This is a genomic window from Streptomyces pristinaespiralis, from assembly GCF_001278075.1.
GTDB classification, from domain to species: Bacteria; Actinomycetota; Actinomycetes; order Streptomycetales; family Streptomycetaceae; genus Streptomyces; species Streptomyces pristinaespiralis.
The window spans coordinates 4,297,409-4,319,708 of sequence record NZ_CP011340.1; the positions used below are offsets into that span (position 1 = coordinate 4,297,409).

The 22,300-nt window shown below is 70.7% G+C and carries 19 protein-coding genes; 7 read left to right on the plus strand and 12 right to left on the minus strand.

What is annotated here, in order from left to right; all coding sequences use genetic code 11:
* Nucleotides 1-6: 6 nt before the first annotated feature.
* Both SPRI_RS18150 and aspS read right to left on the minus strand, forming a co-directional pair.
* Nucleotides 7-528, minus strand: a complete 522-nt coding sequence (locus SPRI_RS18150) for a SigE family RNA polymerase sigma factor (RefSeq protein ID WP_037776518.1) — start codon at nucleotides 526-528, stop codon at nucleotides 7-9.
* 138 nt (nucleotides 529-666) lie between these two features.
* Nucleotides 667-2,439, minus strand: a complete 1,773-nt coding sequence (gene aspS / locus SPRI_RS18155; RefSeq protein ID WP_005314706.1) for an aspartate--tRNA ligase — start codon at nucleotides 2,437-2,439, stop codon at nucleotides 667-669.
* Nucleotides 2,440-2,578: 139 nt separating this feature from the next.
* On the opposite strand from aspS, the gene SPRI_RS18160 reads away from it, so the two are divergent.
* On the plus strand, nucleotides 2,579-4,705 hold the full coding sequence (locus SPRI_RS18160; protein WP_005314707.1) for an ATP-binding SpoIIE family protein phosphatase: 2,127 nt from the start codon (nucleotides 2,579-2,581) through the stop codon (nucleotides 4,703-4,705).
* Here the strand turns inward: SPRI_RS18160 and SPRI_RS18165 are convergent.
* The 3 genes from SPRI_RS18165 to SPRI_RS18175 all read right to left on the minus strand — a co-directional run bounded on the left by SPRI_RS18165 (nucleotide 4,633) and on the right by SPRI_RS18175 (nucleotide 7,420).
* Nucleotides 4,633-5,700 carry an AI-2E family transporter gene (locus tag SPRI_RS18165; protein WP_078535497.1) on the minus strand — a complete coding sequence of 356 codons (1,068 nt, stop codon included), beginning with the start codon at nucleotides 5,698-5,700 and terminating at the stop codon, nucleotides 4,633-4,635. The two genes, SPRI_RS18160 and SPRI_RS18165, sit on opposite strands and share 73 nt — an antisense overlap.
* 159 nt (nucleotides 5,701-5,859) lie before the next feature.
* Complete coding sequence (locus SPRI_RS18170) at nucleotides 5,860-6,816, minus strand: pirin family protein (RefSeq protein ID WP_005314709.1); 957 nt, start codon at nucleotides 6,814-6,816, stop codon at nucleotides 5,860-5,862.
* 151 nt (nucleotides 6,817-6,967) lie between these two features.
* Complete coding sequence (locus SPRI_RS18175; RefSeq protein ID WP_005314710.1) at nucleotides 6,968-7,420, minus strand: SseB family protein; 453 nt, start codon at nucleotides 7,418-7,420, stop codon at nucleotides 6,968-6,970.
* Nucleotides 7,421-7,552: 132 nt separating this feature from the next.
* Here SPRI_RS18175 and SPRI_RS18180 point away from each other — a divergent pair, with 132 nt between their 5' ends.
* The 3 genes from SPRI_RS18180 (at nucleotide 7,553) to SPRI_RS18190 (ending at nucleotide 11,364) form a co-directional block, all read left to right on the plus strand.
* Nucleotides 7,553-9,379, plus strand: a complete 1,827-nt coding sequence (locus SPRI_RS18180; RefSeq protein WP_005314712.1) for an acyl-CoA dehydrogenase — start codon at nucleotides 7,553-7,555, stop codon at nucleotides 9,377-9,379.
* Nucleotides 9,380-9,569: 190 nt separating this feature from the next.
* A complete protein-coding gene (locus tag SPRI_RS18185; protein WP_005314713.1) occupies nucleotides 9,570-10,865 on the plus strand; it encodes a M18 family aminopeptidase in 1,296 nt (431 codons plus the stop codon).
* 199 nt (nucleotides 10,866-11,064) lie between these two features.
* Nucleotides 11,065-11,364 carry a hypothetical protein gene (locus SPRI_RS18190; RefSeq protein ID WP_037774155.1) on the plus strand — a complete coding sequence of 100 codons (300 nt, stop codon included), beginning with the start codon at nucleotides 11,065-11,067 and terminating at the stop codon, nucleotides 11,362-11,364.
* 72 nt (nucleotides 11,365-11,436) lie between these two features.
* Here SPRI_RS18190 and SPRI_RS18195 read toward each other — a convergent pair whose 3' ends face one another.
* Nucleotides 11,437-13,248 (minus strand): NHL domain-containing thioredoxin family protein, encoded by a 1,812-nt coding sequence (locus SPRI_RS18195; protein WP_005314716.1) that lies wholly within the window; start codon nucleotides 13,246-13,248, stop codon nucleotides 11,437-11,439.
* Between the two features lie 73 nt (nucleotides 13,249-13,321).
* Between SPRI_RS18195 and SPRI_RS18200 the strand changes: the two genes are divergently transcribed.
* Both SPRI_RS18200 and SPRI_RS18205 read left to right on the plus strand, forming a co-directional pair.
* On the plus strand, nucleotides 13,322-14,038 hold the full coding sequence (locus SPRI_RS18200; protein ID WP_238996230.1) for a hypothetical protein: 717 nt from the start codon (nucleotides 13,322-13,324) through the stop codon (nucleotides 14,036-14,038).
* 128 nt (nucleotides 14,039-14,166) lie between these two features.
* Nucleotides 14,167-14,661 (plus strand): LURP-one-related/scramblase family protein, encoded by a 495-nt coding sequence (locus SPRI_RS18205; protein ID WP_005314721.1) that lies wholly within the window; start codon nucleotides 14,167-14,169, stop codon nucleotides 14,659-14,661.
* A 46-nt stretch (nucleotides 14,662-14,707) separates the two neighbouring features.
* Here the strand turns inward: SPRI_RS18205 and SPRI_RS18210 are convergent, their stop codons facing one another.
* Complete coding sequence (locus SPRI_RS18210) at nucleotides 14,708-15,514, minus strand: carbon-nitrogen family hydrolase (RefSeq protein ID WP_005314723.1); 807 nt, start codon at nucleotides 15,512-15,514, stop codon at nucleotides 14,708-14,710.
* A 167-nt stretch (nucleotides 15,515-15,681) separates the two neighbouring features.
* Between SPRI_RS18210 and SPRI_RS18215 the strand changes: the two genes are divergently transcribed.
* The gene (locus SPRI_RS18215) at nucleotides 15,682-16,506 is read left to right on the plus strand and encodes a maleylpyruvate isomerase family mycothiol-dependent enzyme (RefSeq protein ID WP_005314726.1); all 825 of its coding nucleotides are present in this window, start codon (nucleotides 15,682-15,684) and stop codon (nucleotides 16,504-16,506) included.
* A gap of 65 nt (nucleotides 16,507-16,571) precedes the next feature.
* Here the strand turns inward: SPRI_RS18215 and SPRI_RS18220 are convergent, their stop codons facing one another.
* From SPRI_RS18220 to pdhA, 5 genes are all read right to left on the minus strand, one after another.
* The gene (locus SPRI_RS18220; RefSeq protein WP_005314729.1) at nucleotides 16,572-17,879 is read right to left on the minus strand and encodes an MFS transporter; all 1,308 of its coding nucleotides are present in this window, start codon (nucleotides 17,877-17,879) and stop codon (nucleotides 16,572-16,574) included.
* Nucleotides 17,876-18,529 (minus strand): GntR family transcriptional regulator, encoded by a 654-nt coding sequence (locus SPRI_RS18225; RefSeq protein ID WP_005314731.1) that lies wholly within the window; start codon nucleotides 18,527-18,529, stop codon nucleotides 17,876-17,878. The genes SPRI_RS18220 and SPRI_RS18225 overlap by 4 nt, the downstream gene beginning before the upstream one ends.
* A 161-nt stretch (nucleotides 18,530-18,690) precedes the next feature.
* Nucleotides 18,691-20,121 (minus strand): dihydrolipoamide acetyltransferase family protein, encoded by a 1,431-nt coding sequence (locus SPRI_RS18230; protein WP_005314733.1) that lies wholly within the window; start codon nucleotides 20,119-20,121, stop codon nucleotides 18,691-18,693.
* A gap of 14 nt (nucleotides 20,122-20,135) precedes the next feature.
* Nucleotides 20,136-21,116: an alpha-ketoacid dehydrogenase subunit beta gene (locus tag SPRI_RS18235; RefSeq protein ID WP_005314735.1), complete on the minus strand. Its 981-nt coding sequence runs from the start codon at nucleotides 21,114-21,116 to the stop codon at nucleotides 20,136-20,138.
* 2 nt (nucleotides 21,117-21,118) lie between these two features.
* Entirely contained in the window at nucleotides 21,119-22,270 is a 1,152-nt protein-coding gene (pdhA, locus tag SPRI_RS18240; protein ID WP_037774160.1) for a pyruvate dehydrogenase (acetyl-transferring) E1 component subunit alpha, read from the minus strand.
* Between the last annotated feature and the right edge of the window lie 30 nt (nucleotides 22,271-22,300).

Below are 22,300 nucleotides of genomic sequence, written 5' to 3' on the forward strand. Positions count from 1 at the left end.
GTGTCATCAGGGCCGGCCACAGCGCTCACCGCCTTCCACCAAGGCCGGCAGCGCGTCCCGAAGGGTGCGCAGCGCCTTGGCCGCCTGGCTCTTGACGGTGCCGGGGGCGCAGCCCAGGGCCGCCGCCGTGTCCTCGACGCTCAGGTCCTCGAAGTAGCGCAGCACCACCACGGCCCGCTGCCGCACGGGCAGCCGCCGTACGGCCGCGGCCAGCGACTGCTCCAGGTCCACGCCCTCGTACGCGTCCGTCTCCCCTGCCCGGTCCGGCAGCACGCCGTGCGGGACCTCGCCCCGCCAGCGTCTGCGCCACCAGGAGGCGTGGGTGTGGACAAGGGCCTTGCGGACGTACGCCTCCGGCCGGTCCCCCGCGATCCGGTGCCACTTCGGCCAGACCCGTGCCAGCACGGTCTGCAGCAGGTCCTCCGCGAGGTGCGCGTCGCCGGTCAGCAGCCATGCCACCCGCAGCAGCCTGGGGCCGCGCGCGGCGACGAACTCCTCGAAGTCGCGCTCGCCCCGCCCGCCGCGCATCCGTTCCCCGCCGTCCCGTTCGGTGTTCCACACCGGTTGAACGCTGTGGCGTCCTTGTCGGGTTGCCTCCGGACACGAAGAAGGGCCCCGGAACCATCAGGTTCCGGGGCCCTTCCTCGTGCGGTGCCGTGCGGGCCGCTACTCGCCGGACTTGGCGACCGGCTTGCGCAGCTGGATGTTCAGCTCGCGCAGACGGGCCTCGTCCAGCTCGGTGGGCGCGCCCATCAGCAGGTCCTGCGCGTTGCCGTTGAGCGGGAACGCGATCGTCTCGCGGATGTTCGGCTCGTCGGCGAGCAGCATCACGATGCGGTCGATGCCGGGGGCGATGCCGCCGTGCGGCGGGGCGCCGTACTCGAAGGCGCGGAGCATGCCGGCGAACTCGTGCTCGACGGTCTCGCGGGAGTAGCCCGCGATCTCGAACGCCTTGAACATGATCTCGGGCTCGTGGTTCCGGATCGCGCCGGAGGACAGCTCGACACCGTTGCAGACGATGTCGTACTGCCAGCCGAGGATGTCCAGCGGGTCCTTCGTCTCCAGGGCCTCGAGGCCGCCCTGCGGCATCGAGAACGGGTTGTGCGAGAAGTCGATCTTGCCGGTCTCCTCGTCCCGCTCGTACATCGGGAAGTCGACGATCCAGCAGAAGCGGAAGACGTTCTCCTCGAAGTGGCCCGCACGCTTGGCGGCCTCGACGCGGACCGCGCCCATGATCTTCGAGACCTCGTCGAAGTCGCCCGCGCCGAAGAAGACCGCGTGGCCCGCGGCGAGCCCCAGGCGCTCGGTGAGGACCTTGACGTTCTCCTCGGTGAGGAACTTGGCGATGGGGCCGGTCAGGGCACCGTCGTTGCCGACGCGCACCCAGGCGAGGCCCTTGGCGCCCTGCTCGACGGCGTAGTCGCCGAGGCCGTCGAAGAACTTACGCGGCTGGTCGGCGGTGTCCGGCACGGCCAGGGCACGGACGTGCTTGCCGGCGAAGGCCTTGAACTCCGAGCCGGCGAAGACGTCGGAGATGTCGACGAGCTCCAGCTTGGCGCGCAGGTCCGGCTTGTCGGAGCCGTACTTCAGCATCGCCTCGCGGAACGGGATCCGCGGGAAGGGCGAGGTGACGTGGCGGCCGCCGCCGAACTCCTCGAAGAGCTCCGTCATCAGCTTCTCGATCGGCTGGAAGACGTCCTCCTGCTCGACGAAGCTCATCTCGACGTCGAGCTGGTAGAACTCGCCGGGGGAGCGGTCGGCACGGGCGTCCTCGTCGCGGAAGCACGGCGCGATCTGGAAGTAGCGGTCGAAGCCGGAGATCATCAGCAGCTGCTTGAACTGCTGCGGGGCCTGCGGCAGCGCGTAGAACTTGCCCGGGTTGAGGCGGGAGGGCACCACGAAGTCGCGGGCGCCCTCGGGGGACGTCGCGGCGAGGATCGGGGTCGCCATCTCGTTGAAGCCGAGCGCGGTCATCTTGTGCCGGATGGCGGAGATGACCGCGGTGCGCAGCATGATGTTGCGGTGCATGCGCTCGCGGCGCAGGTCGAGGAAGCGGTACTCCAGCCGGCGCTCCTCGTTCACACCGTCGTCGGTGTTGACGGTGAACGGAAGCTGCTTGGCCGCGCCCAGGATCTCGACCTCGGCGGCCTCGACCTCGATCTCGCCGGTCGGCAGGTCCGGGTTGACGTTCTCGGCGCCGCGGGAGACGACCTTGCCGTCGACGCGGACGACGGTCTCCTTCGTCAGCTTGTCGAGCACCTCCGCGGCCTTCGTGCCGGGCCGGGCGACGAGCTGCGTGATGCCGTAGTGGTCGCGCAGATCGATGAAGAGGATGCCGCCCAGGTCTCGGCGATTGTGCAGCCAGCCGCTCAGCCGGACGTCGGCTCCGACGTCAGAGGCGCGGAGCTCGCCGCAGGTGTGGGACCTGTACCGATGCATCGTCGTTCATCCAGTCTTAGCGGTTAGGGGTGGGCACAACCGTTGCAAGGTTACCGCCCGGCCTCCCCGCCGCCCATTGACATAGACGCGACAGCCTCCCGGCACGTCATAACCGCGATGATCGGAATAAAGTGAACCAATGGGCACGGAGGATGTTCTTGCCGCGATCGCGACCGGCGTATGGCGATGGGACACCACGTCGGGCACGGTCACCCTCGACGCCGAGGCCGCCCGGTTGATCGATCTCCCCGCCGGAGCCGGTGAGGCTCCCGCATCCGCCGTACGCGCCCGCTTCCACCCCGTCGACTGGGGCGAGATCAACGGCGTCATCTCCGTGGCCGTCGCCGAGGGCACCCTCGCAGAGGCCAGGCTCCGGGTCGTGGACGGAAGCGGGCGGGTGCTGCGCACGGTCCGCAGCCGCACCAAGCCGCGCGCGGAGGGCGAGGGCTACGTGCTCGTGGGCACCCTCCAGGAGGTGGCGGAGCCCCATCCGGGCACGACGGCCGCCAAGACCCCGGTCACCGGCGACTGGCGGCGGCACCGTGAGGCGTTCCTGCTGGACGCGGGCCGCGCCCTCGCGGAGGCCCGGTCCACGGCCGAGGTGCTGCGGGTCGCCTCCTCCCTGTCCATGCCCGGCTTCTCGCCGGACGGCCTGGCGGTCTTCGGAGTGGCCGGCGACCATCTGACGATCACCGGCCACCACGGGCACAGCGCGGAGGACGAGCAGCCGTTCACGGACCTGCCGTTGGACACCGCCTATCCGGCCGCCGAAGTGGTGCGCACGGGCCGTGCGGTCTATCTGCCGACACCGGGCGACTACCGCCGTCGCTACCCCGTCACCTGGCCCCTGGCCCGGCGCTTCGGCCGCAGGTCCTGGGCGTTCCTGCCCCTGATCGTCGCCGGCCGGACCATGGGCGCCTGGATGGCGGCCTTCCGCCACCCGGTCGCCTTCACGCCCGACGAGCGCTCCGTCCTCACCACGGTCGCCCGGATGCTCGCCCAGGCGCTGGCGCGCGCCGAGGTCGCGGAGACCGAGCGAGAGCTCTCGCTCGGACTGCAGCGTTCGATGATGCCGCAGCTCGGCCCGGAGATCCCGGGCATGGCGGTGGCCGCACGGTACGTGCCGACCGGCGGCGGACTCCAGGTCGGCGGCGACTGGTACGACATGATCCCGCTCCCCTCCGGGCGCACCGCCCTGGTCATCGGGGACGTCCAGGGACACGACGTACGGGCCGCCGGGCTGATGGGTCAGCTGCGTATCGCCCTGCGCGCGTACGCCTCGGAGGGCCATCGGCCGGACGCCGTCCTCTCGCGGGCCTCCCGGTTCCTGCACGGCATCACCGACACCTACGCGGAGGGCGACTGCTCGAGCCCCCGCTTCGCGACCTGCCTCTATCTGGAGGTCGACCCGGCCACCGGCCTGGTCGAGATCGCCCGCGCCGGGCACCCCGAGCCGGCCGTGCGGACCTCGGACGGCACCGTGCTGCTGCGCCCCACCGAGGGCGGGCTTCCGCTGGGCATCGACCCGGACACCGACTACCCGACGACCCGGTTCCTGCTGGAGCCCGGCGAGACGCTGATGATCTGCACGGACGGCCTCCTCGAGACCGGCGGGCACGACCTCGACACCGGCTGGGCCAGACTGCGCGGCGTCCTGGAGGAGCACTCCGGCAAGTCGCTGGAGGACCTCGCCGACGACCTGGTGCAGGCCGTTCACGGGCCGTCGTCCCACTACACGACCGGGCCGCTCGCCGACCGGCGCGAGGACGACATCGCGCTGGTGCTGCTGTGCCGGGAGGGACACCCGTCCCGCCCCGCCCCGCGCCGTACCGCGATGGCCGTCGCCCAGGCACAGCCGGAGCGGATCGCGGCCGCCCGGCACCATCTGCGCGAACTGCTCCACGACTGGCAGGACACGGAACAGATCGACTCCGCGGTCCTGATGGTCTCGGAGATGGTCACGAACGTGCTGGTCCACACCGACGGCGACGCGCTCATCGTCGCCGAGGTGGCACACGGCGCCCCGGACCGGCGGCTGCGCGTGGAGGTCACGGATTCAAGCGACGAGCTGCCCCACCGCCGCCGCCCCGGCGAGATGGCCTCCTCGGGACGCGGACTGCTGCTGATGGAGATGCTGGCGGACAACTGGGGCGTGGACCCGAGGGGCGAGGGCAAGTCGATCTGGTTCGAGCTCTACGAGCCGGGCGAGCCGGCCGCACCCGGTGACGGCCCGGGCCCGCCCATCTCGCCGGTCCCGGTGCCGTAGCGCGCCCGGAGCTCGCGGACGGCGCCGAACACGGCGGCGGTCACGGGCACGGCGAGAAGCATCCCGAGGACGCCGGCGAGGCTCGCCCCCGCCGTGATCGCCAGCAGTACCACCGCGGGATGCATATGGACGGTACGGCTCTGGATCATCGGCTGGAGCACATGCCCCTCCAGGACCTGCACGGCCAGCACCACCCCCAACGCCCACAGGGCGATGACGAACCCCCGGTCGGCGAGAGCGACAAGGACGGCGACCGCGCCGGAGATGAACGCCCCGAGATAGGGGATGTAGGCGCCCACGAAGACGAGCGCGCCGAGTCCGACCGCCCCGGGCACCCGAAGGACCAGCAGGCCGAGTGTGATGCACAGGGCGTCGATCAGCGCGATGAACGTCGTCCCGCGCATGAAGCCCTCGACGCCGCGGAAGGCACGGCGCGCGATGGCCTCGACGAGCTCGCCGCCGTCACCCGGCGCGACGGAGCGCAGCGCCCCGACGGCCCGGTCGGAGTCCCGCAGGAAGAAGAAGATCAGCAACAGCGCCAGGACGGCGATCGCGATCATCTCGCTGACCACGCTCAGCCCGGAGATCACACCGGAGGCCGCCGTGCCGCCGAACTTGCCGAGCAGTTCCCTGGCGTTCGACGCCAGATCGTCGAGCGAGGTCCCGGCGGCTCCGAAGTGCCGTGAGAGGTCGGACGCGGCCTGCCGCAGGGAGGCGACGATCTGGTCACCGGTCTCGATCAGCGCGCTGACGACGATGTAGACCGCGCCCCCGACCACGGCGACGACGGCGACGCAGGTGAGTCCCGCGGCCAGCGACTGCTGCACCTTCATCCGGAGCAGCCGCCGGTACAGCGGCCCCAGCAGCGCGGTCCCGAGCAGGGCGAGGAGCACGGGCGTCACGGCCGTCTGGAACCTGACGACGAGCCAGATCCCGACGGCCGCGACCCCGGTGACGAGCAGCGCGACGGCGCACCAGGCGGCGAGGCGCTTCATGGGCTCGGGCAGCAGCGGCTTCGACTGGGGCACAGCCCCACCCGACCACGGCCGCCCGACCCCGTCCCGCCCATCCGGTCCGCACGGGTGACGCCCCGTCAAACGGACGGCGGGGCCTCGTGAGCGGGCAGCCCGGAGGTCGGCGGGTCCGTCGGGCGGCTACATGCCGTGGACCGCCGGGACGGTGCCGAGACGGCCCCGCTGGAAGTCCTCGAAGGCTTGCCGCAGCTCCTGCTCGGTGTTCATCACGAACGGACCGTAGTGCGCCATCGGCTCCCTGATCGGCTGTCCGCCGAGCAGCACGATCTCCAGGTCCGGCGTGTTCGAGTCCTGCGACTCGTCCGCACGCACGGTCAGCGATCCGCCGTCGCCGAAGACGGCCGTCTGCCCCGTCCGCACCGGCCGCAGCTCCCGCCCGACGGCGCCGCGGCCCGCGAGGACGTACGCGAGGCCGTTGAAGTCCTCACGCCACGGCAGGGTGATCTCCGCACCCGGGGCCAGGGTCGCGTGGACCATCGTGATGGGGGTGTGCGTGATCCCGGGGCCCTCATGGCCGCCGAGCTCGCCCGCGATCACCCGGAGCAGGGCGCCGCCGTCGGGGGAGGTCAGCAGGCGCACATGGCCGCCGCGGATGTCCTGGTAGCGCGGGTCCATCATCTTGTCGCGCGCGGGCAGGTTCACCCACAGCTGGAGGCCGTGGAACAGCCCTCCCGAGGTCACCAGCTGCTCCGGCGGGGCCTCGATGTGGAGCAGGCCGCTGCCGGCGGTCATCCACTGCGTGTCGCCGTTCTGGATGGTTCCGCCGCCACCGTTGCTGTCCTGGTGCACGAAGGTGCCGTCGATCAGGTACGTGACCGTCTCGAAGCCGCGGTGCGGGTGCCAGGGCGTGCCCTTCGGCTCGCCGGGCGCGTACTCCACCTCGCCCATCTGGTCCATCATGATGAACGGGTCGAGGTACTGGTAGTTGATCCCGGCGAACGCGCGCCGCACCGGGAAACCCTCCCCCTCGAAGCCGCTCGGGGCCGTGGTCACGGCCAGCACGGGCCGCGGGAGCGCCTCGGCGGGCGCGGCGACGCGCGGCAGGGTGATCGGGTTCTCGACAGTCACTGCGGGCATGGCGGGACCTCCTTGTGCGACGACTTTAGTTGAACAATGAACTTTCTGCCACCACAAACGGAGAACGCCCGGGAGGAATTCCTCCCGGGCGCGAAAACGGGGCGCGACCACGGCCCGCGGTGGGCCACCGACGTGCGCGGAGCGGTGACGGCTAGCCGTACATCCGCCGCATCGCGAAGTCGACCATCTGCTCGACGGCCTTCGCGTCGAAGACCATCCGGTGGTCGCCCTCCATGTCCAGCACGAAGCCGTAGCCCGTCGGCAGCAGGTCGATCACCTCGGCACCCGTGATCACGAAGTACTTCGACTCCTTGCCGGCGTACCGGCGCAGCTCCTTGAGCGAGGTGAACATCGGGATCACCGGCTGCTGCGTGTTGTGCAGGGCCAGGAATCCCGGGTTGTCGCCACGCGGGCAGTAGACCTTCGACGTGGCGAAGATCTGCTGGAAGTCCTCGGCCGCCATCGACCCCGTCGTGAACGCCCGCACCGCGTCGGCCAGCGACGGCGGCGACGGCTCCGGGTACAGAGGCTGCTCCCCGTAGGAGGGCTGCTGAGGCACGTACTGCTGCTGCTGAGCGCCCGGGGTCTGGTCGTAGCCGTACATGCCCGCAAGAGTAACGAGTCACAGTTGCCCCGATAGGGGTTGCATCTTATTACCGACGGGTAGCATCATCGTAGCTACTTGCTGGTACGTGGATGAGAAATCCAGACTTCCGATCTTTACGGAGCCGTCGCCATGGGGCACTACAAGTCGAATCTCCGCGACATCGAGTTCAACCTCTTCGAGGTCCTCGGGCGCGACAAGCTGTACGGCACCGGCCCGTTCGCGGAGATGGACGTCGACACCGCCAAGTCGATCCTCGACGAGATCGCCCGCCTCGCGGAGAACGAGCTCGCCGAGTCCTTCGCGGACGCCGACCGCAACCCGCCGGTGTTCGACCCCGCGACCAACACCGCGCCGGTCCCCGAGAGCTTCAAGAAGAGCTACAAGGCCTTCATGGACTCCGAGTACTGGCGCCTGGGCCTGCCCGAGGAGATCGGCGGCACCACCTCGCCCCGCTCCCTGATCTGGGCCTACGCGGAGCTGCTGCTCGGCTCGAACCCGGCCGTCTGGATGTACTCCTCCGGCCCCGCCTTCGCCGGCGTCCTCTTCGACGAGGGCAACGAGGCGCAGAAGAAGATCGCCGAGATAGCCGTCGAGAAGCGCTGGGGCTCCACCATGGTCCTCACCGAGCCGGACGCCGGCTCGGACGTCGGCGCCGGCCGCACCAAGGCGATCCAGCAGGAGGACGGCTCCTGGCACATCGAGGGCGTGAAGCGCTTCATCACCTCGGGTGAGCACGACATGGAGGAGAACATCCTCCACTACGTCCTCGCCCGCCCCGAGGGTGCCGGTCCGGGCACCAAGGGCCTCTCCCTCTTCCTCGTGCCCAAGTACCACTTCGACTGGGAGACCGGCGAGCTGGGCGAGCGCAACGGCGTCTACGCGACGAACGTCGAGCACAAGATGGGCCTCAAGGCCTCCAACACCTGCGAGATGACGTTCGGCGACCAGCACCCCGCCAAGGGCTGGCTGATCGGTGACAAGCACGACGGCATCCGCCAGATGTTCATGATCATCGAGTTCGCCCGGATGATGGTCGGCACGAAGGCCATCGCCACCCTGTCCACCGGCTACCTGAACGCGCTGGAGTACGCCAAGGAGCGCGTGCAGGGCCCGGACCTGAAGAACTTCGCGGACAAGACCGCGCCCAAGGTCACCATCACGCACCACCCCGACGTGCGCCGCTCCCTGATGACGCAGAAGGCGTACGCCGAGGGCATGCGCGCCCTCGTGCTGTACACCGCCTCCATCCAGGACGAGATCGCCCTCAAGGAGACCGCGGGCGAGGACACCAAGTCGCTCGTCGCGCTGAACGACCTGCTCCTGCCGATCGTCAAGGGCTACGGCTCCGAGAAGTCGTACGAGCAGCTCGCCCAGTCGCTGCAGACCTTCGGCGGCTCCGGGTACCTCCAGGAGTACCCGGTCGAGCAGTACATCCGCGACGCCAAGATCGACACCCTCTACGAGGGCACCACCGCCATCCAGGGCCAGGACTACTTCTTCCGGAAGATCGTCCGGGACCAGGGCCAGGCGCTGAACGCCCTCTCCGAGGAGATCAAGAAGTTCCTCGCCGTGGGCACCGGCGGCGAGGAGCTGGCCGCCGCCCGCGACGCGCTGGCCAAGGCCGCCGTGGACCTCGAGGCGATCGTCGGCACCATGACGAACGACCTCATCGCCACCGGCGAGGACGTCAAGAACATCTACAAGGTGGGCCTCAACACCACCCGCCTGCTGATGGCCTCCGGTGACGTGGTCGTCGCCTACCTGCTGCTGCGCGGCGCGGCCGTCGCCGCCGAGAAGCTCGAGACCGCCTCCACCAAGGACGTGCCGTTCTACCAGGGCAAGATCGCGGCGGCGAAGTTCTTCGCCGCCAACGTCCTCCCCGGCGTCTCCGTCGAGCGCGCGCTCGCCGAGAACGTCGACGGTTCGCTGATGGACCTCGACGAGGCCGCCTTCTAGGCGCCTGTCCGGACCGTCACAGGGCCGCCGTCCGACTCCTCGGACGGCGGCCCTGCCGCGTCCCCTCGATACGCTGGCCCCTGCCCCGCCTGACCGTCACGGCAACCGTTTCCAGCCGTCGCCGGCACGCTGTGGACCAGGTGTCACAGATGGACGACCGGGCAACTTACCCCCTCGTTAAGGTGAACCCATGAGCAGCGAACCTGCCCGCTTCGATCGCGGCCACACCGACGACCTCATGTCCTTCCTCACGGCAGCACCCACGCCGTACCACGCGGTCGCCGCGGCTGCCGAAAGGCTCGAGAAGGCCGGCTTCCGGCAGGTCCTCGAGACGGACGCCTGGGACGGGACCACCGGCGGCAGGTACGTCCTGCGGGGCGGGGCCCTCATCGCCTGGTACGTGCCGGAAGGCGCCTCGGCCCACACGCCCTTCCGCATCGTCGGCGCCCACACCGACTCGCCGAACCTGCGGGTCAAGCCCCTGCCCGACACCGGCGCGTACGGCTGGCGGCAGGTCGCCGTCGAGATCTACGGCGGCACCCTCCTCAACACCTGGCTCGACCGCGACCTGGGGATCGCCGGCCGGCTCACGCTGCGCGACGGGACCCACCGGCTGGTCAACGTGGACCGGGCGCTGATGCGCGTACCGCAGCTCGCTGTCCACCTGGACCGCTCCGTCAACACCGACGGCCTCAAGCTCGACCGGCAGCGCCACATGCAGCCGATCTGGGGGCTCGGAGAGGTCGAGGAGGGCGATCTGATCCGCTTCCTCGAGGCGGAGGCCGGCATCCCCGAGGGCGACGTCACCGGCTGGGACCTGATGGCCCACTCCGTCGAACCGCCCGCCTATCTGGGACGCGACCGCGAACTGCTCGCCGGGCCGCGGATGGACAACCTCGTCTCCGTGCACGCCGGAACGGCCGCGCTGGCCGCGGTCTCGGCCTCCGCCGACCTGCCCTTCATCCCCGTCCTCGCCGCCTTCGACCACGAGGAGAACGGCTCCCAGTCGGACACCGGCGCCGACGGCCCGCTGCTCGGGTCGGTGCTGGAGCGTTCGGTCTTCGCCCGCGGCGGCAGCTTCGAGGACCGGGCCCGCGCCTTCGCGGGAACCGTCTGCCTGTCGTCCGACACCGGCCACGCCGTCCACCCCAACTACGGCGAGCGGCACGACCCGACCCACCACCCGCGCGCCAACGGCGGCCCCATCCTCAAGGTCAACGTCAACCAGCGCTACGCCACCGACGGCCAGGGCAGGGCCCACTTCGCCGCGGCCTGCGAGAAGGCCGGCGTGCCGTGGCAGACCTTCGTGTCGAACAACGCGATGCCGTGCGGCACCACCATCGGCCCGATCACGGCCGCCCGGCACGGTATCCACACCGTCGACATCGGCGTCGCCATCCTGTCGATGCACAGCGCCCGTGAGCTCTGCGGCGCGGACGACCCGTTCCTGCTCGCCAACGCGCTCGCGGCCTTCCTGGAGGGCTGAGGACGGCCGCCGGTCGCGACCCCGCTCACCGGGGCCGCGGCCGGCGTGCGGACGGTTGCCAGGGCCTTCACGAAGGCCGATCGCGGCGGTGCCCGCACCCACCGGAGCGGCGTAGGAGATGTTGCCGCCGCGTCCGGGGCGGTCGACGCTGGGTGCGGCAGGGGGGCCCACTCGGCACGACACGATCGGAGCGACCGTCATGAGGATGATGCTGCGGGCCGTCATGGACACGAAGCAGACCAACGAGCTGACCGACATGGCACAGGTCCAGGAGATCTGGGGCCGCATCCTCGGCCGGCTCGAGCCGGAGGCGGCCTATTTCAGCCCGCACCAGGGCTGCCGCTCCTGCGTCATCGTGTTCGACATGCAGGACAGCGCCCAGCTGCCGGTCTTCCTCGAACCGCTCTTCCACCGGCTCGGGGCGCAGGTCGAGATCCAGCCGTGCATGAACAAGGACGACCTGATGCGGGGCCTCCAGGAGGCGGCCAAGGAGCACTGACCGCTCCCGCGTCCCCTGCTCAGCGGGCCCCACGGGGCCGGCTCCACCGAGCCGGCCCCTGCTGAACAGCTCCTACCGTTCCCGGTCCATCCCCGCCAGCACGAGCGGCAGCCGGGTCGCGCCCTCGGCCGTGACCCGCACCGGAACGCCCCAGTCCTGCTGGTGGACGTGGCAGGCCGGGTACTCGTTCTCCGGGTCGTCGTCGCACGACGCCGCCATCGCGGAGACGTGCAGCACGCCCTCCCCGACCGCCGGGTCGATGTCCAGCTCGCGGCTCAGGTCCGTCCCCGCGCCCTCCCCCGCGCGCAGCAGCCCGGGCGGGGTCGAGGAGACCAGCAGCCGCGTCGACGGCCCGTACCGGGTGTCCAGCTTCTGGCCGGCCGGGGCCTCGAAGACCACATCGAGCCGCAGGGCGCCGGGCGCGACGTCGGTCGCCGCCCGCTGCGTACGGTGCGCGACCGATTCCACCCGTACCGCCTCGTCGGGCAGCCGCAGCCGCGTCAGCCGGTGCCTGGCCGACTCCACGACCACGATGTCGTCGCCGACCAGCACCGCCGCGCTGGGCTCGCGCAGATCCGTCGCAAGGGTCGTCACCTCGCCGGTCGCGGGGTCGAAGCGGCGCAGCGCGTGGTTGTAGGTGTCGCTGACGGCGACCGACCCGTCGGGCAGCGCGGTGACCCCCAGCGGGTGCTGGAGCAGTGCCTGCCCGGCGTCGCCGTCGCGGTGCCCGAAGTCGAAGAGTCCGGTGCCGACGGCGGTGTGGACCCGCAGGTCGCGGTCGATCCAGCGGACCGCGGACGTCTCGGAGTCGGCGATCCACAGCCGGTCCTCCGTGGCCGCGAGCCCGGAGGGCTGTGCGAACCAGGCCTCGGCGGCGGGCCCGTCGACCAGGCCCTCGTTGGTGGTGCCTGCCGCGACCTGGACCGTGCCCTGCTCGGGGTCGTACGTCCACAGCTGGTGCACCCCGGCCATGGCGATCCACAGCCGGCCCTCCCACCAGGCCACGTCCCACGGGGAGGAGAGGGCCACCTCGAGCGCGGGCCCGGAGGTGGGTGAGCCCTGCCACCACTGCTTCCCGGTCCCGGCGAGCAGCTCGATCGAGCCGGTCGCCGGGTCGTAGGCGCGGATGGCGTGGTTGACGGTGTCGGCCACGGCGACCCGCCCGTCCGGCAGCAGGGCGAGTCCCTGCGGTTCGTTGAACTCTCCGTCGCCGATGCGGCGCACGACGCTCTCGCCGTCCGCCGCCATCTCGACGAGCTGGTGCCGGGTGGAGTCGGAGACGAGGAGGTTCCCGGAGGGCAGCAGCAGGACCTTGCCGGGGAAGCGCAGGTCGGTGGCGACCGGTTCCGGAGCGACATAGGGGCCGTCGCCGCGGCGCAGCGTGCCCTTCGCGGCGTGCTCCGCCTCGAGCTCCTCGACCAGCTTCTCGATGGCGTGCGCGTGTCCCTCGCCGGCGTGCTGAGCGACGACGTACCCCTCGGGGTCGATGACGACGAGCGTCGGCCACGCGCGCACCGCGTACTGCTTCCAGGTGGCGAGCTCGGGGTCGTCGAGGACGGGGTGGTGCACCTGGTAGCGCTCGACGGCGTCCACGACGGCCTGATGCTCGGCCTCGTGCACGAACTTCGGCGAGTGCACCCCGATGATCACCACGGTGTCGCGGTGCTTCTCCTCGAGCTCGCGCAGCTCGTCGAGGACATGCAGGCAGTTGATGCAGCAGAACGTCCAGAAGTCGAGAATGACGATGCGCCCTCGCAGGTCGGCGAGGGTGAGCTCTTTCTCTCCGGTATTGAGCCAGCCGCCCTTGCCGATCAGCTCGGGGGCACGGACACGGGGACGGCGGGGCGCGGGCGCGGGGGTGGGCGCCGGGGCGGCATCGTTCATGCTTCAAGCTTGCCATCCGGGACGAACTCCGGATCACGCACGTACGGCAAGGCCTACGACAGGGGAGCGACGGGTGGCCGAGGACGGGAACGGGACGACAGCCGGAAAGACGGCGCCTGCGGTACAGGGCTTCATGGCACTTCCGGGGCGTACGGAGGACCGGCGGGAGCCGTTCTACAGGTCTCTGGCGGACGTCGTCCGGATCCTCGGGCTCGATGTCGCTCATGAGCCGGATCCCGGTGATCGACGAACCTGGGAGCGCCACGCCCGGGCGGCACTGCGTGAGGCCTGCCGCCGCGGCATCGACCTGCCCGAGGAGGCCTTCGGCGCGCTGGTCGAGGCCGGCGTCCGCGATCTTGATCCGAGCTTCAACCGCCAGTTCGTCGAGCCGGCCGTGAACGCCTTCGGGCACGTACGCGTCCAGGCCGCGCTGCTCGGATACCTGCGGACGGGCACGGACCCGGAACGCGCGGGCGCCGCGCGGGCCTGGTACTGGTCGGCCCTGCCCCTGCGGCAGCCCCTCGTACGGGCACAGGACCCGAACGCCGCCGTCCGGGCGGATCCGGATGACGGCCCGGCGGTCCGGGCCGAGTGGCGCGAGGCCGCCCTGCGGGAGTTCGTGGGCAACGAGGACCTGGACGTCCGGCGCTGCATCCTCCCCGGACTGCCGCTCCGGAAGTCGGCCTACCCGCCGGAGCTGCACGACCTGGTGGACGCCGCGGTGGCGACGGCCCGGTCCCATCCGGACTCCTACATCCGCCACCGCGTGGAACACCAGGTCTGCGACTGACTCCCCCGCCACGGCGACCCCGTCGTCGTGGCGGTGGACCGAGACCGTTCCGGCCCGCCAGGGGCCGAACGCGTGCACGTGCCGCCGTACCACCGTCCCCCCGCGCCCGCGGGGGTACTCATCCCGCCATGAAATATCTGGTGCGGGACAGGATCTTCGCCATCGGCGACGACTACTGGATCGATGACGAGCACGGGCGGCACGCCTTCCTGGTCGACGGGAAGGCCATGCGGCTGCGGGACACCCTGGAGATCAAGGACCCGGACGGACGGGTGCTGATCACCCTGCGCCGGCGGATGTTCGGCCTCCGGGACGCGATGACGATCGAACGGGACGGCAGGACGCTCGCCACGGTGCGCAGGAAGCGGATGTCACTGCTGCGCGACCACCACCGGGTGACGCTGTCCGAGGGCACCGAACTCGACGTCGGCGGACGGATCCTGGACCGGGAGTTCGCGGTCGAGTACGAGGGGGAGCTGCTGGCCCACGTCTCACGGCGGTGGCTGACCCTGCGTGACACGTACGGGGTGGACGTCGTACGGGAGGACGCGGACGCGGCCCTGCTGATCGCGGTGGCGGTGTGTGTGATCCGGATGGCGGAGAAGGAGCGGGAGGACCGCTGAGGAGGGTCCGCCCGAAGCAGGACCCGTCCTCTGCGTGCACGTACGGTCAGGGCCGTGGGGTGGCCGGGGCGGGCAGGCCCAGGCGGCGGTCCTTGAGGGCGGGGAAGACGTCGCGGGTCGTCGTCACCTTCGCCGGGTCGAGGTCCACGGTGAGGACCTCTTCGCCGGGGCCCGCCTCCGCGAGGACCTCACCCCAGGGGTCGACGACGATGCTGTGGCCGGCCTGCTCGACTCCCGCGTGGGTGCCCGCGGTGCCGCAGGCGAGGACGTAGGCCTGGTTCTCCACCGCGCGTGCGCGGGCGAGCAGGGTCCAGTGCTCACGGCGGCGGGCGGGCCACCCGGCGGGGATCACCAGGGCTTGGGCGCCGGCGTCGACGAGGCCGCGGAACAGTTCGGGGAAGCGCAGGTCGTAACAGGTGGCGAGACCGATGGTGAGGGTGCCCGGGAGCGGGACGGTCACCAGGTCCTCGCCCGCGCCCATCATCACCGCCTCGCCCTTGTCGAAGCCGAAGCGGTGGATCTTGCGGTAGACGGCGGCGAGTTCACCGGTGGGGGAGATGACGAGCGCCGTGTTGTAGAGGACGCCGTCGTCGGCCTTCTCCACCACGGAACCGGCGTGCAGCCAGACTCCCGCGTCCTTCGCGGCCTCGGCCATGGCTTCGAAAGTCGGGCCGGTGGGCGTCTCGGCCTCCTGCTCGAACTGCTGGTAGGCGAAGGCGCCCACGGGCCACAGCTCGGGGAGGACCACCAGTTCGGAACCCGCCTGTTCCCGCACCAGGGAGGCCGCACGCCGCCTACGGGAATCGACCGTTTCATCCGGATCTACTGCGATCTGAAGGAGAGAGGCGCGCACACTACCACCGTCCTGGCATTCGAGCCGTCAACACGGGCCTACGATCGTCACACGAAAGCACTGCCGGGGTGCCTTCGGGCAGCGTACTGTGCTCATCCGGGGGCCACCCCCGGACCCCCATAGCGCTGCCAGTCCAATTTGTCCGCGTACGACCGCCGAGGGGTCCCGTGACCGTCCATCCCAGCCTCCAGAACTACGCAGATGCCTGGACCCACTCCATCGAAGCGATAGCCGAGTTGGTCGGGCCGCTCGTCGAGGGTGAGTGGAACCGCGCCACTCCGTGCCCGGGCTGGTCGGTGCGGGACATCGTCTCGCACGTCATCGGCATGGAGTGCGAGATGCTCGGCGACCCGCGGCCCATCCACTCCCTGCCGCGCGATCTCTACCATGTGCAGAGCGAGTTCGCCCGCTACATGGAGATGCAGGTCGATGTGCGCCGCCACCACACGGCGCCGGAGATGACCTCGGAACTCGAGTACACGATGATCCGTCGGGCACGTCAGCTGCGCAACGAGAACCGCAGCCCCGACACCCTGATGAGGGCGCCGCTCGGTGCCGAGCAGACGGTCGAAGTGGCCTACCGGATGCGGGCGTTCGACGCCTGGGTGCACGAGCAGGACCTGCGGACCGCGTTGAACAAGCCGGGCAACCTCGACTCCCCCGGCGCTTACGTCGCCCGGGACGTGCTGCTCCAGGGCCTGCCCAAGGTCGTCGCCAAGGAGGCGGGCGCGCCCGCGAATTCGGCCGTCGTCTTCGACGTCCACGGTCCGCTGGAGTTCCTGCGCACGGTGCGGGTCGACTCCGACGGACGCGGCTCCATCGACGGTTCGCCCTCGCTCGGCCCGCTGGTGACCCTCGCCATGGACTGGGAGACCTACTACCGGCTGGCCTGCGGACGCGTCCGTGCCACCGCGGTGCCCGACCGGATCAAGGTGGACGGGGACACGGAGCTGGCGGCGGCGATCCTGCGCGAGTTCGCGGTCACGCCGTAGCGGGGCCCGGGGGTCCTGGGAGGGGCCCCGGGGCCCCTGGGCGCCGCCGTACGGGCCGGGCGCCGTCAGGCCGGGACGTGCACCGCCTCCACCCGGCTCGCCACCAGCCGCTCCCGTTCGCGTCGCGCCGTGCGGGCGCGCAGCCGCAGGATCTGGGTGATCCCGAGCGCCTCCAGCACGAAGACCGACGAGAAGGCGATGCGGTAGTCGTCGCCGGTGGCGTCCAGCAGGACACCCACCGCCAGCAACGTTGTCATCGAGGCGACGAACCCGCCCATGTTGACGATCCCGGACGCGGTGCCCTGCCGTTCCGGCGGATTGGCCGGCCGCGCGAAATCGAACCCGATCATCGAGGCGGGACCGCAGGCGCCGAGCACCGAGCACAGGGTGATCAGCAGCCACATGGGCGCATGGTCGCCCGGGTAGGCAATGGTGGCCGCCCACAGGGCGGCGGTGGCGCCGACCGTGCCGAGCGCCAGGGGCACCCGCGCTCCGTGGTGGCGGGCAATGACCTGGCCGTACACCAGACCCACGAGCATGTTGGAGAGCACCACCAGCGTCAGCAGGCTGCCCGCGGTCTCGCGGGACAGGCCCTGCGCCTCCACCAGGAACGGCATCCCCCACAGCAGCAGGAACACCATGCCGGGGAACTGGGTCGTGAAGTGGACCCACATACCGAGCCGGGTTCCGGGCTCACGCCAGGACATCGCTATCTGCTTCCGCACGAAGGCGGGACCCGCGTGCCGTGCCGGCGGCGGTTCGTGGCCTTCGGGGTGGTCGGAGAGGAAGAGCGAGAGCAGGACCAGGACGACCACCCCGCACGCGGCACTGCCGACGAAGGTGGCGGTCCAGCCCATCCCGTGCAGCATGCGGGCGATGACGAGCGTCGAGACGAGGTTGCCGGCCATTCCGAAGAGGGCGGCGACCTGCCCGATGAGGGGCCCGCGACGGGCGGGGAACCAGCGCGATCCGAGACGCAGCACGCTGATGAAGGTCATCGCGTCGCCGCAGCCGAGCAGTGCGCGGGACGCCAGCGCCGTCTCGTACGAGGGCGAGAGGGCGAAGCCCAGCTGGCCGACGGTGAACAGCACCACGCCGATGGTGAGCACCTTCTTGGTGCCCAGCCGGTCGACCATCAGGCCGACCGGTATCTGCATGCCCGCATAGACGAGGAGTTGGAGGATGGAGAACGTGGACAGGGCGGAGGCGCCCACGTCGAAGCGGTCGGCGGCGTCGAGGCCGGCGACACCGAGGCTGGTACGGAAGATGACGGCGACGAAGTAGACGGCGACGCCGATGCCCCAGACCGCGGCGGCGCGCCGGCCGCCGGGAGGATCACCGGGCAGGGAGAGGGCGGGGGCGGATCCGCTCACCGCGTCTCACCCCGGACCAGGTCCTCGACCCGGCCGAGGTGCCCGCGCACACAGGCGGCGGCACCCTCGGCGTCACCCTCCTTGATCCTCTCGAGGATCTCGGCGTGCTCGTCCTGGTTGCGGGTGATGCGGTCCGGGAGCGCCTGCATCATCGCGACGCCCATGCGCAACTGACGGTCGCGGAGCTGGTCGTAGAGCCTGGACAGGATGTGGTTGCCGGCGTGCTTGACGATCTCGGCGTGGAAGCACCGGTCGCTGACGGCGAAGGCGGCGAGGTCTCCCGCGTCGGCGTGACGGCGCTGTTCTGCCAGCAGCTCCTCCAGCCGGGCGACGAGCACGGCGGGCGCGGGTACGGCCCGGCGCACCGCGAATTCCTCGACCAGCAGGCGGGTCTCGACCACGTCCCTGATCTCCTGGGCGGAGACGGCGAGGACGAGCGCGCCCTTCTTCGGATAGAGCTTGAGCAGCCCTTCGACCTCGAGCTTGAGCAGGGCCTCGCGCACCGGTGTACGGGAGACCCCTACGGCCTCGGCGAGTTCGCCTTCGGTGAGCAGGGTGCCGCCCTCGTAGCGCCGGTCGAGGACGGCCTGCTTGACGTGGGTGTAGACGCGGTCGGCGGCAGGGGGTCGTTTCACGGGCGCGGCAGGCATGCGCACAGCATAGATACAACAGAGGTGCATCAGGCATCCGCGTCCGTATGACGGAAGCCCTTTTCCGGCATATCGCCACGAAGCACCCTGCCATCAACGCAAAGCGCCCGACCGGGACCTGCCCGGTCGGGCGTTTCACGTGAAACAGGACGTCAGGGCCATCAGGCCCAGGTCATCAGCCTCTTCGGCTGCTCCAGGATCGCCGCGACATCGGCGAGAACCTTGGAGCCGAGCTCGCCGTCGACCAGGCGGTGGTCGAAGGAGAGGGCCAGCGTGGTGACCTGACGCGGCTTCACCTTGCCCTTGTGGACCCACGGCTGGAGCTTGATCGCACCGACCGCGAGGATCGCGGACTCACCGGGGTTGAGGATCGGCGTACCGGTGTCGACGCCGAAGACGCCGACGTTGGTGATGGTCACCGTGCCGCCCTGCATGGCCGCCGGGGTGGTCTTCCCCTCGCGGGCCGTCGCCACCAGCTCGCCCAGCGCCGCCGCCAGCTGCGGCAGGGTCCTGTCGTGCGCGTCCTTGATGTTCGGCACGATCAGGCCCCGCGGAGTGGCCGCGGCGATGCCCAGGTTGACGTAGTGCTTCTGCACGATCTCCTGGTTCGCCTCGTCCCACGAGGCGTTGATCTCCGGGTTCCGCTTGATGGCGACCAGCAGGGCCTTGGCGATCAGCAGCAGCGGATTGACCCGCAGACCGGCCATGTCCTTGTCGGTCTTGAGCTCCTCGACCAGCTTCATCGTGCGCGTCACGTCGATCGTGACGAACTCCGTGACATGCGGTGCGGTGAAGGCGCTGCCGACCATCGCGGAGGCGGTCGCCTTCCGCACGCCCTTGATGGGCACCCGGGTCTCCCGCGCGCCCGCCTCGACGGCGGGGGCGGAGACCGTCTCCTGCGCGGTGACCGGCTCGGGGGCCGGCGCGGTGACCGGTGCCGCGGCGGCGGCCGGGGCGGCGGCCGCGTGGACGTCCTCGCGGGTGATGACGCCGTCGGGGCCGGTCGGGGTGACCGTCGCCAGGTCGATGCCCAGGTCCTTGGCGAGCTTGCGCACCGGAGGCTTGGCGAGCGGACGCGGCGCCGTCGGCACGCCGTGGCCGTTCATCTCCGCCTGGACGGCCGCGGCCGCCAGGGACTGCTCGGGCGCACCCGTCTGCTTGCGCGGCCTGCGCTTGGTCGAGGACTCGGCGACGCCGTAGCCGACGAGGACCGGCTGACGGCCCTGCGGCTTCGCCTCCTCCACCTCTGCGGCGGCCTCGGCGACGGGCGACGCCTCGGTCTGGGCGGGCGGGACCGCGGCGGCCTCGGCCGGAGCCGCGTCACCGCTTCCCGGGGCCACGTCGACCGTGATGATCGAGGTTCCGACGTCGACGGTGGTGCCCTCGGCGAAGCGCAGCTCGTGCACCACGCCGTCGTACGGGATCGGCAGCTCGACGGCCGCCTTCGCCGTCTCGACCTCGCACACGACCTGACCGTCGGTGACGGTGTCGCCCGGCTGGACGTACCACTTGAGGATCTCGGCCTCGGTGAGTCCCTCGCCCACGTCGGGCATCTTGAACTCGCGGAAGCGAAGGGAAGTGTCTTGAGTCATGGTCACGGCACTCCTCAGTACGCGAGCGAGCGGTCGACGGCGTCCAGCACACGGTCCAGACCCGGAAGGTACTCCTCCTCGAGCCGCGCCGGAGGATACGGGGCGTGGAAGCCGCCGACCCTCAGCACAGGGGCCTCGAGGTGGTAGAAGCACCGCTCGGTGATGCGGGCCGCGATCTCGGCTCCGGAGCCGTAGAAGACGGGGGCCTCGTGGACCACGACCAGCCGGCCGGTCTTCTCGACGGACGTCTGGATGGTGTCGAAGTCGATCGGGGACATCGAGCGGAGGTCGAGGACCTCCACCGACTTGCCCTCCTCGGCGGCGGCTGCGGCCGCCTCGAGGCAGACCTTCACCATCGGGCCGTATGCGGCCAGCGTGACGTCGGACCCGGGCTGGGCGACGCGCGCCGCGTGCAGCGGGCCGGGGATGGCTTCGGTGTCCACCTCGCTCTTGTCCCAGTAGCGGCGCTTCGGCTCGAAGAAGATCACCGGGTCGTCGCTCTGGATCGCCTGCTGGAGCATCCAGTAGGCGTCGGAGGAGTTCGACGGGGAGACCACCTTGAGGCCGGCCACGTGCGCGAAGAGCGCCTCCGGGGACTCGGAGTGGTGCTCGACAGCGCCGATACCGCCGCCGTAGGGGATGCGGATGACGACCGGCAGCTTGATCTTGCCGAGCGCGCGGGCGTGCATCTTCGCGAGCTGCGTGACGATCTGGTCGTACGCCGGGAAGACGAAGCCGTCGAACTGGATCTCCACCACGGGGCGGTAGCCGCGCAGGGCCAGACCGATGGCGGTGCCGACGATGCCCGACTCGGCGAGCGGGGTGTCGATGACACGGTCCTCGCCGAAGTCCTTCTGGAGGCCGTCGGTGATACGGAAGACGCCGCCGAGCTTGCCGACGTCCTCACCCATGATCAGGACCTTGGGGTCGGTCTCGAGGGCCTTGCGGAGCGACTCGTTGAGCGCCTTCGCGAGAGGAAGCTTCTGTACAGCCATGACTAGTTGCCCTCCTCGGCGAACGACGCCTGGTAAGCGGCGAACTGGGCGCGCTCCTCGTCGACGAGGGAGTGCCCGTCTGCGTAGACGTGGTCGAACATCGCCATGTCCTCGGGGTCGGGCATGGCCCGGACCGCCTCGCGGACACGCTTGGCGAGCACGTCGCTCTCCTCGTCGAGGGAGGTGAAGAACGCCTCGTCGGCGTGGCCCTCGGCCTCGAGGTAGGTACGCAGGCGCAGAATCGGGTCCTTGGCCTCCCAGGCCGCCCGCTCGTCGTCGTGGCGGTACTTGGTCGGGTCGTCCGAGGTGGTGTGCGCACCCATCCGGTAGGTGAAGGCCTCGACGAGCGTCGGGCCCTCGCCGCGGCGGGCCCGCTCCAGGGCGGAGCGGGTCACCGCAAGGCAGGCGAGGACGTCGTTGCCGTCGACACGGACGCCGGGGAAGCCGAAGCCCTGGGCACGCTGGTACAGCGGCACCCGGGTCTGGCGCTCGGTGGGCTCGGAGATCGCCCACTGGTTGTTCTGGCAGAAGAACACGACCGGGGCGTTGTAGACCGCGGAGAACGTGAACGACTCGGCCACGTCGCCCTGGCTGGAGGCGCCGTCGCCGAAGTACGCGATCACGGCCGAGTCGGCGCCGTCCTTGGCGACGCCCATGGCGTAGCCGGTGGCGTGCAGCGTCTGCGAGCCGATGACGATCGTGTACAGGTGGAAGTTGTTGGTGGTCGGGTCCCAGCCACCGTGGTTCACCCCGCGGAACATGCCCAGCAGGTTGGTCGGGTCGACACCGCGGCACCAGGCGACGCCGTGCTCCCGGTAGGTCGGGAAGACGTAGTCGTCGTCGCGCAGGGCGCGTCCCGAGCCGATCTGCGCGGCTTCCTGACCCAGCAGCGAGGCCCACAGGCCCAGCTCGCCCTGGCGCTGCAGGGCGGTGGCCTCGGAGTCGAAGCGGCGGGTCAGGACCATGTCCCGGTACAGCCCGCGCAGCTCGTCGGCGCTCAGATCGATGTCGTACTCGGGATGCTGGACGCGCTCACCCTCGGGCGTCAGCAGCTGTACGAGCTGGGGCTCGGAACTCTGCGGCTTCTTGGTGGCGCTGGCGCGCTTACTGGCGCGTCGCGGTTTACGCGCGGCAGCAGTGCTCTCCACGGTCACGTGCGTGCTCCTCCGTCGGTCCGGCCCCCG

Coding starts and splice junctions, on each gene's coding strand:
- SPRI_RS18195 (WP_005314716.1), bottom strand. CDS start 13,248: ATGAACGATGCCGCCCCGGCGCCCACCCCCGCGCCCGCGCCCCGCCGT.
- SPRI_RS18190 (WP_037774155.1), top strand. CDS start 11,065: ATGAGGATGATGCTGCGGGCCGTCATGGACACGAAGCAGACCAACGAG.
- SPRI_RS18175 (WP_005314710.1), bottom strand. CDS start 7,420: ATGTACGGCTACGACCAGACCCCGGGCGCTCAGCAGCAGCAGTACGTG.
- SPRI_RS18165 (WP_078535497.1), bottom strand. CDS start 5,700: ATGAAGCGCCTCGCCGCCTGGTGCGCCGTCGCGCTGCTCGTCACCGGG.
- SPRI_RS18180 (WP_005314712.1), top strand. CDS start 7,553: ATGGGGCACTACAAGTCGAATCTCCGCGACATCGAGTTCAACCTCTTC.
- SPRI_RS18170 (WP_005314709.1), bottom strand. CDS start 6,816: ATGCCCGCAGTGACTGTCGAGAACCCGATCACCCTGCCGCGCGTCGCC.
- SPRI_RS18230 (WP_005314733.1), bottom strand. CDS start 20,121: ATGACTCAAGACACTTCCCTTCGCTTCCGCGAGTTCAAGATGCCCGAC.
- SPRI_RS18150 (WP_037776518.1), bottom strand. CDS start 528: ATGCGCGGCGGGCGGGGCGAGCGCGACTTCGAGGAGTTCGTCGCCGCG.
- SPRI_RS18235 (WP_005314735.1), bottom strand. CDS start 21,116: ATGGCTGTACAGAAGCTTCCTCTCGCGAAGGCGCTCAACGAGTCGCTC.
- SPRI_RS18160 (WP_005314707.1), top strand. CDS start 2,579: ATGGGCACGGAGGATGTTCTTGCCGCGATCGCGACCGGCGTATGGCGA.
- SPRI_RS18185 (WP_005314713.1), top strand. CDS start 9,570: ATGAGCAGCGAACCTGCCCGCTTCGATCGCGGCCACACCGACGACCTC.
- SPRI_RS18225 (WP_005314731.1), bottom strand. CDS start 18,529: ATGCCTGCCGCGCCCGTGAAACGACCCCCTGCCGCCGACCGCGTCTAC.
- SPRI_RS18205 (WP_005314721.1), top strand. CDS start 14,167: ATGAAATATCTGGTGCGGGACAGGATCTTCGCCATCGGCGACGACTAC.
- aspS (WP_005314706.1), bottom strand. CDS start 2,439: ATGCATCGGTACAGGTCCCACACCTGCGGCGAGCTCCGCGCCTCTGAC.